This window comes from Candidatus Nitrospira neomarina (assembly GCF_032051675.1).
Classification (GTDB): Bacteria; Nitrospirota; Nitrospiria; order Nitrospirales; family UBA8639; genus Nitrospira_E; species Nitrospira_E neomarina.
Map to the genome: position 1 here is coordinate 2,400,723 of NZ_CP116968.1, position 16,826 is coordinate 2,417,548.

Consider the following 16,826-nt stretch of genomic DNA (forward strand, 5'->3'; position numbering starts at 1 on the left):
AATGGATAGACTGTCAAAACCTATCCAGATCATTCCGAGGTTCACGATGACCCTCATCTCCACGTTACGCAGTTTTTATTTAAGACTCGTGACAAACAAGGAAGACAGTTCGCAGCTCCATGAATCTGAATCTTACACAAATTGGTGCACCCGGTTTGCCTGGGAACGCTTGACCGTCCTTTATCTTTTGGGTTTGGTCGCCAATCCGGCATTCATCGTAGCCGACGTCCTCCTCCATCAAGAGCACCTCGATGCAATCCTCGACATACGCACGATTTTGGAGTTAGGGCTCCTCGGTTGTTTTCTGCTGGTGAGATACCAACCTGCCGCAATCCCGCCACATGTGTTCTTAATCCTTTGGGTATTGATTGGCAACCTGTGCATCGTCCAGATGACCGTCGTGCTTGGCGGATTCACCGCCCAGTATTACAACGGACTCAATCTCGTATTCCTGGCTGCAGCGGTCATTGTGCCGGTGTCCTGGCCCAGTCATCTGATCGCTCAGGCGGGAACGCTCATAGCATATTATGGGCTGAATCTTCTCAAGACATCTGTGACGGCTGATATCGATGCAGCCATTGAGAACTCGTTTTTTCTCATATGGACCTGTGTCGCCTTACTGTTCTCGGTTTCCCTCTACGAGCGACTGCAGCGGGCCGAATTTCAAGCACGGCTCCTCGAGCGAAAGGCAAGGGTTGAATTGGAGACATCCAATCAAAAACTTCTCGAACTGGATCGGTTGAAAAGTGAGTTCTTTGCCAATATCAGCCATGAAATTCGCACGCCGCTCACTCTGGCGGTGGGTGCATTTAAGACGCTCTTGAAATCTTCACTAGGCGCAGAAGCCAAAGAGGTGGTCCAGACCGGTTTACGGAATGCATCAAGACTCTTGTTTCTCATCAATGAGTTGCTGGACCTGGCTAAATTCGACAGCGGTCGCACCACTCCGAACAAACGGTGTATGGATTTCGCTGCGCTCGTGAGCAGTGTGGTGATGAATTTCGATTCCAGCCCGACCCGTCGCATCCATGTGAAAGGCCTGATGCAACCGGTGGCCCTGGAGGCCGATCCACTCCAAATGAAAAAGGTGCTGTATAACCTGCTCTCCAACGCCTTCAAGTTCAGCGATCCCCATGAAGGCCAGGTGTGGATTCGTCTCTCCTCCAAGGAACATTCCATTGAGCTGGAGGTTGAAGACAACGGCATCGGCATTCCACCCGAACAATTAGGTCGAATCTTCGACCGATTCACTCAAGTGGAAAGCAGTGCCACGCGGCGGTACGAAGGCAGCGGGATCGGATTGGCCCTGGTGAAGGAAATCGTCATGCTGCATGGGGGAACCATTGCGGTGGAAAGCGACCCCGGCCGTGGTTCCGTATTTACCATCACCTTGCCTCGCGGGAATGTGACGGCTGATCAGATCCTTGCCATTCAAGACGACGAGGAGGATCGGGACGTTCTTCCCAGACCAGCCGAAGACGCACAGAAAGACGATGAGTCCTTTCTTTCCCCCGCTGAAAAACATGACGCCCCTTTGGTGTTGGTGGTCGATGACAATGCCGATATGCGCGGGTACGTCAAAAAAATATTGCACAGACAATATCAGATCGTGGTAGCCAGGGACGGGGCGGAAGCCCTGGAGATGGCTCAACACTTCCACCCGGCATTGATTCTGACGGATGTCATGATGCCGAAAATGAGCGGACAGGATCTCTTGAAGGCCGTTCGAAGCGATAAGGCACTTCGCTCGACCCCCGTGATTTTCTTAACAGCCCGCGCTGGGACCGAAGCACGCATTGAAAGTCTGGAAGCCGGAGCCGACGATTATCTTTCCAAACCCTTCGACGAACCGGAACTCCTGGCACGCGTCGACAACCTGATACGAACACGCCTACAAGAACGGGAACTCGTGCAATTACAAAAAGAAAAATTAGCCAGGTTCTTACCTCAAAATCTGGCCGACATGATTATGTCGGGCGACCACGAGGATTTCCTGAAAGGGCATCGCAGAGAAATCACCGTGCTCTTCATCGACCTTCGAGGATTCACCCCCTTTACTGAAACGGTAGCTCCCGAAGTGGTGATGACGGTCCTTCGTGAATACCAGACCGTGATGGGTTGTCTGATCTCCGAATATGGCGGAACACTTGAGCGATTTGCCGGCGACGGCATCATGGTCTATTTTAACGATCCGCAGCCCTGTCCCAATCATGCGGAACAAGCGGTGCGCATGGCGATCGCCATGCGACGTGAGGTCTTTTCGTTGGAAGGGCAATGGAAAAAGCGCGGCATTTCCCTCGGGGTAGGAATCGGGATAGCGACCGGATTTGCCACAATTGGTTTGATTGGATTTGAAAGGCGAATGGACTATACCGCGATCGGGCCCGTCACCAATCTTGCCTCCAGACTCTGCAGCGAGGCCCAACACGGTCAAATCCTGGTCCCGGAACAAGTCTCCTTCCTTCTCGGAAAGTTGGTCTCGACCGAACCGGTCGGGGAACTCGCACTGAAAGGCATTCAACGGCCCCTTTCCGTCTATCAGGTGATCGGATTGAACACCTAAGCGAATGATCTGACGATTGATAAATATGGTCAGCGCAGTCCGGATGTATTCGACAATAGATCCGCCGTTTAACGCTGGGAAAAATCTTTGGCTGCCAACCGCCGTTCGCTCCACGTGTCCCCAACTCTGGACCGTGTCAGAAGTCATCCACGTCCCCCAGTCGTTCCCCATCCCCATTGTCATTCTGAGGTCTGCCGAAGAATCTGTGCCCAGCCTGTAGACTCCACCGCCCAGCAAGATCTTCGGTGCCCCCCGTCGTTCCCCATCCCCATTGTCATTCCGAGGCCACGCCGAAGAATCTGTGCCCAGCCAAAAGACCCCCACAACTCACCGAGATCCTCTCGGTCCATTAGGAATGACATGGTCGCTCAGGACATATGCATTTCAGTGGTCACCCACCATAAGCAAAGCCTCCACCACAATCATCCGCGACATTAATTATCGCGATTCTGCCCTTTTTCGTCCTTTGCGTTTGTCCTTCTTCAACTCATCACAATCCAAGCTTTATTGCGCACTATAGCGGGTTGCGCGTGCACAGTTTCCTTCTTGATGTTGTCCCCCACGATTAAGCTCCTCTATTCCGCTGATCCAAGACTGGGGGAGAGTCAGCCGTCTTCCAGATTCCGTTTTTTTTGGTAGTGAGCAATTTTGACCAGACTGCTGCGTGGCTTCTTGCAAGAATAGATCGCCTTGAATGACAAAAAACCAATAACCAATCTAACGCAACCCTGAGCGATCCTTACAGGAAGGGGGCACGCTATGGCCACAGATTATCAAAAAAGAATAGGGATGCAGTTCAAAGATACCAAAGAATTAATAGACGGTCATGTGCATCTCTTTCTTTCGGCTTCTTCACGAACCAGTCCTACCGGGATCGTTCATCAGGATGACCTCAAACAGCTAAATCGGCAATGTGATAAATCCTTCATTCTGGTCGGGAATACCGGGGGAGATATTCTTTTCGTCAATTCCCGAATAGAGGACTGGTTCGATTATCCCAGCAAGGAGTTAATCGGGAAACCCTTAGAATGTCTTATTCCGGGACAATTTCGAGTCCAACTGACCGACGAGCGTTTAGCATTCGTGTTGACACCCTACCGCGAGTCCAAGGAACATGAACCTGAATTTCAGGGACGTGGTAAAAACGGAAGGACCATCCCACTCCAAATCAGGCTCGATCCGATGGGGAAGGAACACGATGGAGTAACTTTGGTGACGATGACGAATATCACCGAGCGCCAACGGGATGGGGAAACGATTCGCCAGTCGGCCGTGGCGCTTCATGAACAACTGGATCTCAATAAAACCATCACCGATAATGCCTCTGCCAGCCTGTTGATGCTAGATACCGCCGGACGAGTGACATTTGCCAACCCCTCCACGGAAATCGTGATGGGGTTCAAACCCCAAGAACTGATCGGCAAAGTCCTGCATAAGATGGTTCACCATAGTCATCCTGATGAAACGCCATTTCCCATTAAGGATTGTCTCCTTAACGGCCTTTTTCCTTTACACGTCGTTCTCATCAGCCATGAAGACGTGTTTATCCATAAAGACGGTCATTATTATCCCGTGCGGTGCAATGCCAGGCAGATTGTCAAGCAAGGAGTGCCCGTTGGCATCGTCCTTGAAGTTGTGGATATTACAGACCTTCAACGGGCCGAGAAAGGTCGACTACTTTTCACGCTGGAACTTGCGCGACAAGTGCATGATCGCACAGAAGAACTGGTTAATTCTCAAAAACGGTTACGGGAATTGGCGACCGAACTCAATTTAACCGAACAACGCGAACGGCAACGCATTGCGATAGAACTCCATGATTATCTCAGCCAACTGTTAGTAGTGTGCCGCTTAAAGCTGAGCCAGACCATGCAGGTCCTCAAACCTGAATCCCAGGAGTTCGGTCTTATCAAAGAAACCGACGACGTCCTCGATCAAGCCCTCACCTATAGCAGAACATTAGTGGCGGAATTAAGCCCCTCGGTCTTGTTTGAATTCGGATTGGTAGCAGCGTTGCAATGGTTGGCCGGTCAAATGATTAACCATGGACTCAAGGTAGCAATGACCTGTGAGTGCATTCAAGACCTGAAAATCCCTGAGGAACAGGCAATTTTATTGTATCAATCGACCCGCGAGCTGTTACTCAATGTCATGAAACATGCCGCCATCGACCGTGCCACGCTCAAACTCGGCAAGAAGGAGAACGTATTACGCATAACCGTGCGCGATGAAGGGAAAGGGTTTCAGCCAACCACAGGAATCGGTACACAGCCCTGCAAGGAGCAACCGATGAAATTCGGCCTGTTCTCCATTCGCGAACGCATGATCAGTCTTGGAGGATCATTTGAAATTTCATCACAGCCTGCTCAAGGGACCACGGCCAGCCTCATCATACCCCTATCACTGGAGGACTAAGCGCGTGCCTTAATACAACAGGACCCTGCTGGTGGCTTAACCAGCACCTCCTCTCTCTCCGAACTACTCCATGATATTTCACTTCCTTGTCTCAAAAGTGGAGTGTGTCTCAAAGATTTTCCCTTGGGGAGAATTAACGAGCCATGTTGAAGGCCGGAGCCGTGGCTCTTTTACCCAAAGAAGCTGCCGTGGCCGAACTTTATCACCTGGTCAGGACCGTCACCGGGTCTCAGTCATAAGTCAACGCTATTTAGATTGTTGATAGTGCGGCCCGAGGATTACCCCCTGACTGCACGACGTCCGGTCGAGATGATATGGTGTTCTGCTCTTCGCGGGGACCAGCTTGGCCACCGAACCGACGGAGGTGGAGAAATTTGTGAAGTCCCGTATTGGGATCAGCAAGATGATGATGGACTATTTTAAGGGTGGAAATGGTTACGGGGACGGTCAACGACCCTCGCCCGAGGCGATGAAAACAATGGGTGCGGATATCAATACATAGCTCAGCGAGTTGTTGGTAAAGCATGATATGACGATCGATAAATATCGCCAACACAGTTCTGAGGTATATGACGATGATGCGGTCGCAAGCACTATCTCAACGATTACGGACTGGGAACTCTGGGAAAAATCTTTGACGGACAACCACCGTTCGCTCCACGGGTCCCCCAAGTCTGGACCGTGTCCGAAGTCCTCCGCCCCTGGCATCTCATTTACCATTCCACCAACAACCCCAGAACAAAAAACCACACTCCTAAAAATAAAGTTCTCTGGTTTCCCCTTAGAATTGTCATTCTGAGGCCACGCCGAAGAATCTGAGCCCAGCCAAAAGACTCCACAACTCCCCAAGATCATCAGATTCCTTCAGGCAGTCCCCCCACCCGCCTTGTCATTCTCAGGCCATGGCGAAGAATCTGTGCTCAGCCTGAATATGACCATTTTTCCCAGAATGTTTTCTCCGTCATCCCGACATTAATTATCGGGAATCCATCTATTACATTTGTTCTTCCTGCTGGACTTTGACAGGAATTTCCTTATTTCATTATCCCGTATTTTCCACACCTCATCACCTCAGAGTTGCACGTGATCAAGAAATTTGGACACGGCACTGACCGCTTCCCGAAGCTCCTGCATGTTCCCGGACGGATCATGATAGATCCAGATTTTCGCTTGAAGGAGATGCAGGAGTCCGAGCACACGGTCCGACCGACTATTACTCAAGGACCAGACCACCTCCGTGAGTACTGGAAACTCAATATCATCAGGGGAGGCGATCGTATCCACCGCTTCTGCCAGATACTCCACCATCGGCACAAAGGCGGCCCGATTTCCCGTGGTGCCATAAATTCGGCCAATCCCTCTGGCGGCAGACGCCTGAATCATAGGCAACTGGTTCCGGTCCTGGAACAACGCCACAAGATGAGGCAACCCTTCCTCCCCTGCGGATGCCAGGGCCTCAATCGCTTCCACCGGAAAATGCTGCCGTTGAATAAAAGTCAGCAGGCTGGGAAGAAATGTAGAGGAGGAAAAACCTGCCATCTGTTGAACAATGAGTTGTTGTTGAGCGGGTTGGGTTTCAGAATCCAACAGGAGCGAGGCTAACCGTGAGGCATGTCCCCAGTCAGCCATGACCAGTAACGGAAACTCCGATCGTGCAACCTCTTGAAGCAGCGAGGCAAACACGGCACTCTCTTCAAAGGCTTCCCCGGCCTCACGGAACCCGAGCTTCTCATCAGAAGAAGGACCCCGTACCTCCGTGAGCCAACCCAGGTCTACACCATTCAAATGATATCGGAACCGGCAGGCCGGACCATTCCATAGACGATCCGGGGCCTCCTCCAATTCCGCATCCCCACCCCCGGGTGTGGTTCCCACAAACCGTTTCCGCTCCACACAAAACACGCGAAACTCTACATCATGCGAAGCCGAGGAATCGCTCACGACCGAAAATCCCAGTTCTTGAAATCGCTTGGCAACCAGAGTATGCAATGCCTCCGACTGAACGAGTCCCTCCTCCGTCCTGACGCTGGAAGTAAGGAGAATGATATGGATCTGAGCTAACTGCGAGATCTGTTCAGAGGAAAGATGCACCCGCCGGGCCATTCCGTCGGAAGGTCCGGTGACGAAGACCAGCGCAAACAGGCAAACCAGCACTCGACGCATAGACGCTCTCCTGGAGAAAGGTTGGCAGGGCTAATACCCCAGGCTTGCACCATCTTCGTTCCAGGGGAACCGGCTTATCCGGGACACACATCGCGACCTCCACGTTGACCGTAGGCAACAATCCGATGACCAGATATTCGGACATCACCGGACCAATCAGCTTGGGTGCCAAACTGACAATCGCCACAAGCTTTCTCTACAGCCCATCCTGTTTGGACAGATGCGTGTTCTGCGCGCACGATTGCTTCATGCCGACTTCCCCGCCGAAATCAAACTGCAAAAGGTAGGCCGGTTTGCCAGCCACAGAAAATAGCGCTGCACTGACAATACGCCCAACCCGCATTTCAACGGTGGTGAATTCAGTCCAGGAGATATTCTGCACTTCGCCCTCCTTACCAAACGTCAATGCCCTGGACTCATTTCTGATCATCCAGGGCTCTCCTCTCCCGGTTTGGATCGGCGTCAAAAATCCCGTTTCTCCAGGATCGAATCCAGGAAGAAGTCATGTCGATGCCAAACATGAACCACCCTTCTCCCTCGAAAATCGGTTAGTAGGCTTCATTGATCTCATGAATTTTCAAGGTTTGAATCTCGCAGGTGCCCCCATGGTCGGCACAAAATTGAAGTTTCTCCTGAGTTTCTCGTCGCCAGAATATCTCGTTCAATCGCATCCCCACATTGTCATTCTGAGGCCACGCCGAAGAATCTGTGCCCAGCCCGCAGACCCCACAGCTCAGGGATATTTTTCGGTGGACCTTGCCCTGAGATTTGCCGAATGGGTCAGGATAGCATCGGCGCTCAGAACATATGAGTTTCGTTGATTACTCACCTTTGGAAAACATTCCCCTCCGTCATCCTCGCCATCTGTGATCGTAGATTCATCCTATAGATTTTTCATTCATGAGGTTTTTCCCTTGCCCTTCCTACAAATATTTGGCAAAAGCTTTCGTCCGAAAACCCTCATATTCTATCTGTACATTAATGTAAGGGTTGGCTATCCTCCTTTAATTGCTAACTAAGTCCTGCTCGTAACAATAAAATTGTGCGGCAAGATATATTTGGAAGGCGTTAAATTCGTTTTCATTTTTCTCAAACTTCCAAGGTACAAAAAATTAATACCAACCACTTTTCGATGAACTCAAAGAAAAAAATCAACCCGATAAATTTCATTATCATCGTCCGCATTTTTGCGGTGTCCTCCTTTTCGCATAAAGTTAACGGATACTATTTTTTAACCACGAATGAAGATATCGCCCTGAGAATCGGAGAATTCAAATTGGGATTCAACTCAGATGCTTTGAAATATGCTCTTTTTATCAAAGAGTCTGGGCAACACGGATTTGCCACAAGCGAGACCCTTTTATATTGATTAACGAATAGGCCGCCACACACTCTTGTACTCTTTTCACTGGATAGAGCCACCCTTAGGAATCGTGTCAAACTGTGACCGGGCATTCACGAAAGAGGCTGATATGGGCATGCCTCCCCAGGAGACTTTCATTGCCGACTAATCGCCAGAGGCAAACAACCGGCTCCGTGCAACCATCTGCCGCCCCTTCCAAAAGCCCTGGCGGGGAGGTGGTGTTTTATCGGTCGCCGGATGGGATGGTTCGCCTCGACGTTCAACTCACCAAGGACACAGGCTGGCTCAGCCTGACCCAGATGGCTGAGCTGTTCGGACGCGATAGGCCATTGATTTCACAGCATTTACGAATTGTTTTCACTTCTGGGGAGCTGGAGCGAGAGGCAACCGTTGCAAAAGATACAACAATTACGGCCGACAGAAAGACCGGCCACGAAAGAAGCGTGTGAAAACTATTCAAGATTGTTTCGGACGAAGTGTGAGGCTCACGAATGAGCGTGTGGCCCACATTCTTCAACACAAAGAAATGGCCGACATGGCGACGGAAATTGAACGAGTCCTCTCAGCTCCAGCCGAAGTTCGGCGTTCTCGATCAGACGCCACTGTTCAATTATTTTACGAATTTTATGCCAAGACACGTGTGGGTGGGAAATGGCTCTGTGTCGTGGTAAAGTATGGCACAGATGATGCGTTTGTTGTGACGGCCTATTTAACCGACCAAATCAAAGACGGAGCAATCGTATGGCCGAAAAAGTAAAAGTGTGGTTCGATCCGGAAGGGGACTTTTTGGAAGTCCAATTTAAAGACGCCCCTGGATTTCTGCGTCCTACCGGTCATGAGGCGGTCATGGAGCGCGTCGATGAACAAGGCCATGTATTGGGATTTAGCGTTTTCGGTGTCAGCCGTTTTCAAAAAGATCATCCCCTGGAAGCTGAACTCGTCACGGACAGATAACCGGACCACGGGAATTCATCAATCCTTTTGTCACTTTGGACCCGGCCTTTCTCCCCTCAAAGCTGTTATCTGCACTAAAGGTTTCAAAACAAAATACTGCTTTTTTTCCGCAAAAAACATTTTGTGTGAACGAAGCCTGACCTTCACGACATCCGGTCGATGGTATATTGAGCCCGACTCGACCAACCAACTTTTCTTACTACATTCTGAGAGACTCTACGCATGAGCACGGCAGGCGGAGAATTGTCGTTTATGAGACCCCGGACGGCGAAATTCGTGTGGACGTGCGACTTGAGCAGGAGTCCGTCTGGCTTACGCAACGGCAAATTTCAGACCTATTCGATACATCCACGGACAACATCGGCTTACATTTGAAGAACATCTTCAACGAAGGTGAACTGGACGAATCAGCAACTGCCGAGGATTCCTCGGTAGTTCAAATGGAAGGCAAACGACGGGTCACTCGCACAATTAAACACTACAACCTGGACGCCATCATCTCCGTCGGGTACCGCGTCAACTCCAAACGCGGCACACAATTTCGCATTTGGGCGACACAGATATTGCGTGATCATCTGGTGAAAGGCTACTCCGTCAACCAGCGTCGGCTGGAGGAACTCCAGCAGACGGTCCGGCTGATGGCGACCATGGCTATACACAGGGGCCTTTCCGGTGATGAGGGCACCGCGCTTCTCCGCATGGTGGGCGAGTACAGCCGGGCGCTGGATCTGCTTGACGATTATGACCACCAACGGGTTCCCGCCCCCAGGTCAGGGAGCCAGACACGTTACGCCTTAACCTATGAGGAAGCCATTGGCATTGTGGATCGTTTGCGAGAACGATTTGGGGGTTCGGCCCTCTTTGGGCAGGAAAACGATGAAAGCCTGCACAGTAGCCTGCAAGCGATCATGCACACGTTCAGTGGGCAGGATCTCTATCCCAGCTTGGAAGAGAAAGGGGCCCACCTATCTGTATTTCCTGGGTAAACCACTTCTCTGTGGATGGAAACAAGCGTATCGCGGCTGCGTTATTTCTTTGGTTTCTGGAACGCAACAGCGTCCTGACCAATGCCACCGGGGCGCGTTTGATTTCGGATGCCGCACTCGTGGCCATGACCCTGATGATCGCGAAAAGCCGTTCGGAAGAAAAGGACGTGTTGGTGCGCATCGTCATGCACCTCCTCTGTCAACACGACCCAGTATGAGCCACGCTAGACATTAGACGGCAATGCTAGATTGATTTAGCTGGACTTTACCAATTTTTATTCTCTCGTTCTGAAAGACATTCATGACCATGAATCTGACCCCCATCATGATCGGAGTTTCTTTGAGTGTTGTGCTCCACGCAGGGAAAAGTCTGAAGACGGTCACCCTCATTTTACCATTATCACTGGCAGTGATAAGGGAGCTCAATCTTACATTAGGACCCAGCCGGTGGCTTAACAACACATCCCCCTCTCCCAAAACTTCTTTTGGTACATCACTTCCTTGCCTCAAATGTGAAAAGTGGCTCAACTCAGTACCTGTACAAAATGGGCTAAAAAATTTGATTTGGATCTTTGCTGACCCGGGCAGGGAGTGCATCCCCTGAAAATTCTCATAACAACAGCCCCTTATCGATGAAATTCGATCTCCACAATTTGAAAAATGAGGACCGATTCGGATGTGATGGATGTCGCAGCTTGGCTTTGTCCGATCCCCTCCAGGCCTTGTATAATCTGACTAGAAGACGCCCGACACAATTTCACTAAATTTAGGAATAAAAGTTGAGCCCTAATACCCCGGATACCGGCTTAGAAACTCTTTGGGAGGAAATCCGCCGGTATATGGGAGTCACTCCTTCCTTTTTTCGGCTGGCCAGTGCAGATCCGGCCGTTGCCCGCGGTTTATTCGAACTTGCCAAATTCGCCTATCTGGAAAGTCCCCTTCCCGCGCTATTCAAGGAAAAACTTTTTACCTATTTGTCCCGCTTCTGCGGAGTCCGCTATTGCGTGACGCGTCATGCGGCATTTTTGTTGGGTCGGGGGAATATCGCCGGAGACCCTGCCTGCCCTCCCCTGACACCCGAAAAAGTCATGGTCCTGCTCAGCGAACCTTTTCCTGAACGCGATCAACTCCCGCACATTCTTTCAGAACTGGAAAGCCTCACGGCTCCCTTAAAAGAATGGCCGGACTTCGAATCGGTGACGGGAAGGTATGTGCGCATCGCCTCTGCCGTCATCTTCCTAGAACCCGGACGTTCTCCCCAATGGTGTGCCGCCTTGCGGCGTCTCTTGGGACCACGTCAATTCGAATGGCTCATGCTGTTTCTCGCCTTTGTCAGGACCGCGCATTTTTGGACACAGGTCCACATGTCGACCGACGACACAATCCCGATGTTGAGTGATTCGGCTGCCACCGAGCATGATCCCGTGAGTAGTCCATCTCCCAGACTGGTGTTTGAGGAGGATATAGAAATTCTGTTTCGGGAGCATCAGGCGTTGGTCGAACCGCTCTTACAGAAGGCCCAAGATGCCGTGCAGTTCGAATTGGGATCTCAGCTTCGAGCGGAGTTACAGGAATTACGCACGACCCATCGGCTTGCCCAGGCTTTGAAAAAAAGTGAGGCCCGGTTTCGCGATCTCTATGAAAATGCTCCGGATATGTTTTGCTCGATTGATGCCGAGACCGGCGTTATTCTGGAATGTAATCACACACTTCTGGACAAGACCGGTTTTACTCGCGAGGAAATCGTCGGCAAGCCCGTCTTCGAACGGTATACCCCCGCCTCTCGGGAACAAGCCCGCTTATGCTTTCAACAGTTCCGCCAACATGGAGTCGTCCAAGATGCAGAATTGCAATTGCTGACCCGTGAGGGAAAAACAATTGAGGTCAGCCTGAATGCCACGGCCGTGCGTGATGCTTCCGGGCACATTATCTCCAGCCGCTCCATATGGCGTGATATCAGTAAGCAGAAATCCCTTGAGGATCAACAACGCTTAATATTTGAAGCCTCCCCGAACGGCATTCTCGTCGTCAATGCCGAGGGAAGGATTCTCATGGCCAATTCCCGAATAGAAGACTGGTTCGGCTATCGCCGTGAGGAATTGATCGGGACCCCCGTTGAACGTCTTGTTCCGGAGCGGTTTCGAACTCAACATGCCGGCGACCGTCGTGAATTCATGTTGGTGCCACAAGTCAGGCCCATGGGAAAAGGCCGTGATCTCTATGGCTTGTGCAAGGACGGCAGCGAAGTCCCTCTCGAAATCGGCCTTAATCCGATGGGAAGAGAACATGACGGAAGGATCCTGGTGACGATAACCAATATGACCGAACGGAAGCGGGATAGAGATACCATTCGTCGGTCGACCGTGGCACTCCATGAACAATTAGACCTCAATAAGACGATCACCGATAATGCCTCCACCAGCCTTCTGATGATTGATACCTCAGGACAAGTGACTTTTGCGAATCCAGCTACTGAAACCGTGATGGGGTACAAACCCGAAGAGCTGATCGGCAAAGTCTTACATCAAGTGGTGCACCATTCGCACCCGGATGGGGTGCCCTATCCCAATGAGGAATGTCCTATTACCAGGATTCTTCCTTCAAACGACGTCCTCTCCAATCATGAAGACATGTTCATCCATAAAGATGGTCATTTTTATCCCGTCCGATGCAATGCCAGGCAGATTTTTAAACAAGATGTGCGGGTGGGCATTGTCATTGAAGTTTCGGATATCACGGATATCAAGCGTGCGGAGAAAGACCGTCAACTCTTCACCCTTGAACTCGCCCGACAAGTCAATGAGCGGACGGAGGAGCTCCTCAACTCTCAAACTCAATTGCGTGAATTGGCGACAGAACTCAACCTGACAGAGCAACGGGAACGGCAACGCATTGCCATGGAGCTGCATGATTACTTGAGCCAACTCTTAGTGGTGGGGCGGTTGAAGCTGGGCCAGACCAGACAGGTCCTGGATGGGAACGTGGAAAGTCTTAATCTCGTCAAGGAGACGGAAGACGTTCTTGATCAAGCCCTCACCTACACGAGAACCTTAACGGCTGAATTAAGCCCGTCGGTCTTATTCGAATTCGGATTGCTGGCCGCCTTGCAATGGCTGGCCAATCAGATGATCCACCATGGATTAAAAGTGGAATTCGAATCCGGTGGGGTTGAAGAACTGAAACTGCCGGAAGAACACGCGATCTTATTGTATCAATCGACCCGCGAACTGTTTCTCAATGTGATTAAACATGCCGACACGGGCCGTGCCACACTTACACTTGGCAAAGAAGAGGGGATGTTACGTATTTCCGTCCGCGATGAGGGGAAGGGGTTTCATCCCCCCAAAGGAACTGCCACCCAGCCGTTCACGGACCAAGCGGTGAAATTTGGTTTGTTCTCCATTCGCGAACGCATGATCACCCTTGGAGGAACATTCGAAATTGAATCCCTACCTGATCACGGAACCACGGCCCGCCTCATGGTACCCCTAGCGTTAAAGTTGGAAAAGATTTCTACACCACAACCGGATACGGACGGGCAGCACGTCGATCAACCCACGGTCGATCAATCTTTACCGGAAGCAGGCGATCTCCCAAAGACCAGCACAAAAAACCAAATCCGCATTCTGATCGCCGATGACCATGTGATGGTGCGGGAGGGGTTAAGGAAAATGTTGGAGAGCCATGAAGATCTGGAACTGGTAGGGGAAGCCGGGAACGGCAAGGAAGCCATCGATTTAGTTGAACGCCTGAAACCTGCTCTGGTGATCATGGATGTCAATATGCCACAACTGAATGGCATTGAGGCTACATCCCGGATAAAAGCGCATCATCCGGATATCATTATTATCGGTTTATCTGTCAATGCCGGTGGAGAAAATCAACAAGCCATGCTAAAGGCCGGAGCTGTCGCCCTCTTGCCTAAAGAAGCTGCGGTCGCCGATCTATATCAAATGATTACAACCGTTATGACGTCACAGCCCTGAATCTGTGGCATTCTGATAGTTGACAGAGCGCCCCGTGAGTTGCGCTCTAAACTGCACAAGGTTTGTTGGAATGCTATGATGGAATACAACATGAAGGACTGAATTATTTACTCACATTCTGAAAGGAATTCATGACCATGAATCTGCTACGCATGATGATCGGCGTTTCTTTGGGTGTTGTGCTCTTCGCGGGGGCCGGGTTTGCCACAGAACCGGCCGAAGTGGAGAAATACGTGAAGGCCCGTATTGAGATCGGCGAGATGATGACGAACTACTTTAAGGGTGGAAAGGGATACGGGGACGGTCAACGACCCTCGCCGGAGGCCATGAAAGAAATGGGCGCAGATATCAATACAAAACTCAGTGCATTATTGGCAAAGCATGATTTGACGATCGAGGATTATCGCCAACGCAGCCCTGAGGTCTTTGCCGATGATGCGGCCGTACAAGAGTATCTCAGTAAGCATCCGGAACTGAAAGCACGCTACGATGCTCTTCCACTGGGCAGTATGAAAGGCGGGAGCACCGGGCGGGGATACTGAGACACCCCTAATTTCAGACAGAATTCTCCCTCAAAAAAACTCCTTGGCTATTGCCAAGGTGACCAAGGGAAGGGGCGGTCTTAATGGGACCCTGCCCATAACGATGCTAATCTGTTTTCCCATCGACACACAATTGAAGGATGGTTCGGCCTTGCGATTGGCGCTGGCCGAACCCAAAGATATCGAATCGCTTCGCCAGCTGTACCACGTGATTGTCGATGAAGGGACTTCCTTTCCCCATGAGCAGATGCGGCCAGCTGGTTTGGTTTGAGTTCAGAGGCTGTTGAAAAAAGCCGCCAGCGGCGTTCTCCCCATTTTTCTGTGCTCACGTACTGGAAGTACGCTCTGCGCGCAAAACAAAAGTTGTGCCCTTCGGGACACGGCAGGCAATTTTCGGCCTCCCCTTCGGCATGACTCAGGACAGGACTGGACGGAACCTTCGGGAACACTCAGGGCATGCTTTTGGGGACCGCCCCGAGACCTCTAATATGCAACGTGTCTGTGAGGCAATATGCCCTTGAAAATTGGTTTTATTCAACACTCCCGTTCAGAAAAATCTGTCGTGACGGATTACATGTTTCCAGGAAAGATATTTTCATGAAATTGAATGCCTCCGAAGTTTTATTGACTCACCCCGTTCCAGTCACCTAGGTGATAGGCTCGCCAAACACAAGATTTACGAAGCCAGAGAACTCACTCCGAACAGGGGCTACTCCTTGCCCTTGAACTGTCCGATGCCGCTGCCGCTCTCCAAGGCGCGTGTTCCAACAAGCATTAACCGTCATTGTTTCCCGCCTTGAAACAGCCAAAGCACAGGTCCTTATCCGAACATTCTGTCGGGTTACGCCTTGACAAATAGGCCCGTTCCCGTACTATCGAAACACAAGAACAGCAGGGCAGATCCGTGCTCAACCCTTACAAATAAGACACACAATTAATTGGATTTTTCTCTTTCTGTGCCTTTGTCATAGAACTTGAAATCAGGGAGATGCGGGCGTGGCATCATTCGCTTCCCCACTCTCCAACTGAAACTCTATCAATGGAGGTCGTGACATCTCATGAACGATGAACAGCCGGCCACGGTCTGCACCAGTCTCATAGACGGAATGCAGAGTCTCCAACTCTCAACAGTCGGGGTGGACGGCACCCCTCACTGCAGCTATACGCCCTACTTACACCGGGCTTCTGGCAGCTTTTACATCTTTGTCAGTCAACTGGCCACGCATACCCGTCATCTGCTGGCAAACCGGACTGTTGCCATCATGATCATTGCCGATGAACAGTCGACGCCACAGATTTTCGCCAGGACGAGGGTGCAATACGTATGTGAGGCCGTACAAATTCCGCCCGATCATCCCGAATACGAGTCTGTGCTGGACGATTATCAGGAACGTCATGGCAAGATGGCCGGCCTGTTACGGCAGCTGCCGGACTTTGTTCTGTTTCAACTGCACACGAAGAGCGGACAGTTTGTCATGGGGTTTGGCAAAGCGTACACACTGACCGGAGACAATTTGTCGGTCTTCGAACATTCCCGCACGGGATAGCGTGATTAATGGGGCGGTTGAAAAGCCGCCAGCGGCGGGAAGACTCAGGGCATTCTTTTTTGAACCGCCCCGAGGTCTGTGATATGCAACGTGCCTGTGGGTAGATATGCTCTTGAAAATTATTATTATTCAATACTCCCTTAATCAATAGCCTCCTGTAATCCCTTATGGGACGTTAACTAGATACGTAGGTGAAATACGATCTGCAACCGACCCAGTAAATTCCCCTTCAGAGAAAGACTGGGTAATCGATCGTTTAAACAAAACACTGGCCGGCCTCTATTTCAGCCCTAAACGCGTCTCTGTA

General features: G+C 50.9%; 13 protein-coding genes and 1 pseudogene. 12 read left to right on the forward strand and 2 right to left on the reverse strand.

Annotation, left to right across the window (positions count from 1 at the left end; translation table 11 throughout):
• Window positions 1–46 precede the first annotated feature (46 nt).
• From PQG83_RS10400 to PQG83_RS10410, 3 genes are all read left to right on the forward strand, one after another.
• Window positions 47–2,563, forward strand: a complete 2,517-nt coding sequence (locus tag PQG83_RS10400; RefSeq protein WP_312740615.1) for an ATP-binding protein — start codon at window positions 47–49, stop codon at window positions 2,561–2,563.
• 759 nt (window positions 2,564–3,322) lie between these two features.
• Entirely contained in the window at window positions 3,323–4,978 is a 1,656-nt protein-coding gene (locus PQG83_RS10405; RefSeq protein WP_312740617.1) for a PAS domain-containing sensor histidine kinase, read from the forward strand.
• Window positions 4,979–5,354: 376 nt separating this feature from the next.
• On the forward strand, window positions 5,355–5,480 hold the full coding sequence (locus PQG83_RS10410) for a hypothetical protein (protein ID WP_312740619.1): 126 nt from the start codon (window positions 5,355–5,357) through the stop codon (window positions 5,478–5,480).
• 569 nt (window positions 5,481–6,049) lie between these two features.
• Here the strand turns inward: PQG83_RS10410 and PQG83_RS10415 are convergent.
• Both PQG83_RS10415 and PQG83_RS20985 read right to left on the reverse strand, forming a co-directional pair.
• Window positions 6,050–7,141, reverse strand: coding sequence for a hypothetical protein (locus tag PQG83_RS10415; protein WP_312740621.1), 1,092 nt, complete (start codon window positions 7,139–7,141; stop codon window positions 6,050–6,052).
• A 61-nt stretch (window positions 7,142–7,202) separates the two neighbouring features.
• A pseudogene (locus PQG83_RS20985) lies at window positions 7,203–7,523 on the reverse strand (tRNA-binding protein); the annotation flags it as partial.
• Window positions 7,524–8,641: 1,118 nt separating this feature from the next.
• Between PQG83_RS20985 and PQG83_RS10425 the strand changes: the two are divergent.
• From PQG83_RS10425 to PQG83_RS10465, 9 genes are all read left to right on the forward strand, one after another.
• A complete protein-coding gene (locus tag PQG83_RS10425; RefSeq protein WP_312740625.1) occupies window positions 8,642–8,953 on the forward strand; it encodes a virulence RhuM family protein in 312 nt (103 codons plus the stop codon).
• On the forward strand, window positions 8,950–9,261 hold the full coding sequence (locus tag PQG83_RS10430; RefSeq protein WP_312740627.1) for a DUF4258 domain-containing protein: 312 nt from the start codon (window positions 8,950–8,952) through the stop codon (window positions 9,259–9,261). The genes PQG83_RS10425 and PQG83_RS10430 overlap by 4 nt, the downstream gene beginning before the upstream one ends.
• Window positions 9,246–9,458: a hypothetical protein gene (locus PQG83_RS10435; protein WP_312740629.1), complete on the forward strand. Its 213-nt coding sequence runs from the start codon at window positions 9,246–9,248 to the stop codon at window positions 9,456–9,458. Before PQG83_RS10430 ends, PQG83_RS10435 begins: the two co-directional genes overlap by 16 nt.
• 278 nt (window positions 9,459–9,736) lie before the next feature.
• Window positions 9,737–10,444 carry a virulence RhuM family protein gene (locus PQG83_RS10440; RefSeq protein ID WP_312740630.1) on the forward strand — a complete coding sequence of 236 codons (708 nt, stop codon included), beginning with the start codon at window positions 9,737–9,739 and terminating at the stop codon, window positions 10,442–10,444.
• 11 nt (window positions 10,445–10,455) lie between these two features.
• On the forward strand, window positions 10,456–10,662 hold the full coding sequence (locus tag PQG83_RS10445) for a hypothetical protein (RefSeq protein ID WP_312740632.1): 207 nt from the start codon (window positions 10,456–10,458) through the stop codon (window positions 10,660–10,662).
• Between the two features lie 561 nt (window positions 10,663–11,223).
• Window positions 11,224–14,430, forward strand: a complete 3,207-nt coding sequence (locus PQG83_RS10450; protein WP_312740633.1) for a PAS domain S-box protein — start codon at window positions 11,224–11,226, stop codon at window positions 14,428–14,430.
• 137 nt (window positions 14,431–14,567) lie between these two features.
• Window positions 14,568–14,972: a hypothetical protein gene (locus PQG83_RS10455; RefSeq protein ID WP_312740634.1), complete on the forward strand. Its 405-nt coding sequence runs from the start codon at window positions 14,568–14,570 to the stop codon at window positions 14,970–14,972.
• A 103-nt stretch (window positions 14,973–15,075) separates the two neighbouring features.
• Window positions 15,076–15,243 carry a hypothetical protein gene (locus PQG83_RS10460; protein WP_312740635.1) on the forward strand — a complete coding sequence of 56 codons (168 nt, stop codon included), beginning with the start codon at window positions 15,076–15,078 and terminating at the stop codon, window positions 15,241–15,243.
• A gap of 787 nt (window positions 15,244–16,030) precedes the next feature.
• Entirely contained in the window at window positions 16,031–16,519 is a 489-nt protein-coding gene (locus tag PQG83_RS10465; RefSeq protein WP_312740637.1) for a HugZ family pyridoxamine 5'-phosphate oxidase, read from the forward strand.
• Window positions 16,520–16,826 lie beyond the last annotated feature (307 nt).

Excerpts from the sequence above, each read along its gene's own strand:
- PQG83_RS10415 (WP_312740621.1), bottom strand. The coding sequence starts at position 7,141 with ATGCGTCGAGTGCTGGTTTGCCTGTTTGCGCTGGTCTTCGTCACCGGA.
- PQG83_RS10405 (WP_312740617.1), top strand. The coding sequence starts at position 3,323 with ATGGCCACAGATTATCAAAAAAGAATAGGGATGCAGTTCAAAGATACC.
- PQG83_RS10435 (WP_312740629.1), top strand. The coding sequence starts at position 9,246 with ATGGCCGAAAAAGTAAAAGTGTGGTTCGATCCGGAAGGGGACTTTTTG.
- PQG83_RS10455 (WP_312740634.1), top strand. The coding sequence starts at position 14,568 with ATGAATCTGCTACGCATGATGATCGGCGTTTCTTTGGGTGTTGTGCTC.
- PQG83_RS10465 (WP_312740637.1), top strand. The coding sequence starts at position 16,031 with ATGAACGATGAACAGCCGGCCACGGTCTGCACCAGTCTCATAGACGGA.
- PQG83_RS10400 (WP_312740615.1), top strand. The coding sequence starts at position 47 with ATGACCCTCATCTCCACGTTACGCAGTTTTTATTTAAGACTCGTGACA.
- PQG83_RS10460 (WP_312740635.1), top strand. The coding sequence starts at position 15,076 with ATGCTAATCTGTTTTCCCATCGACACACAATTGAAGGATGGTTCGGCC.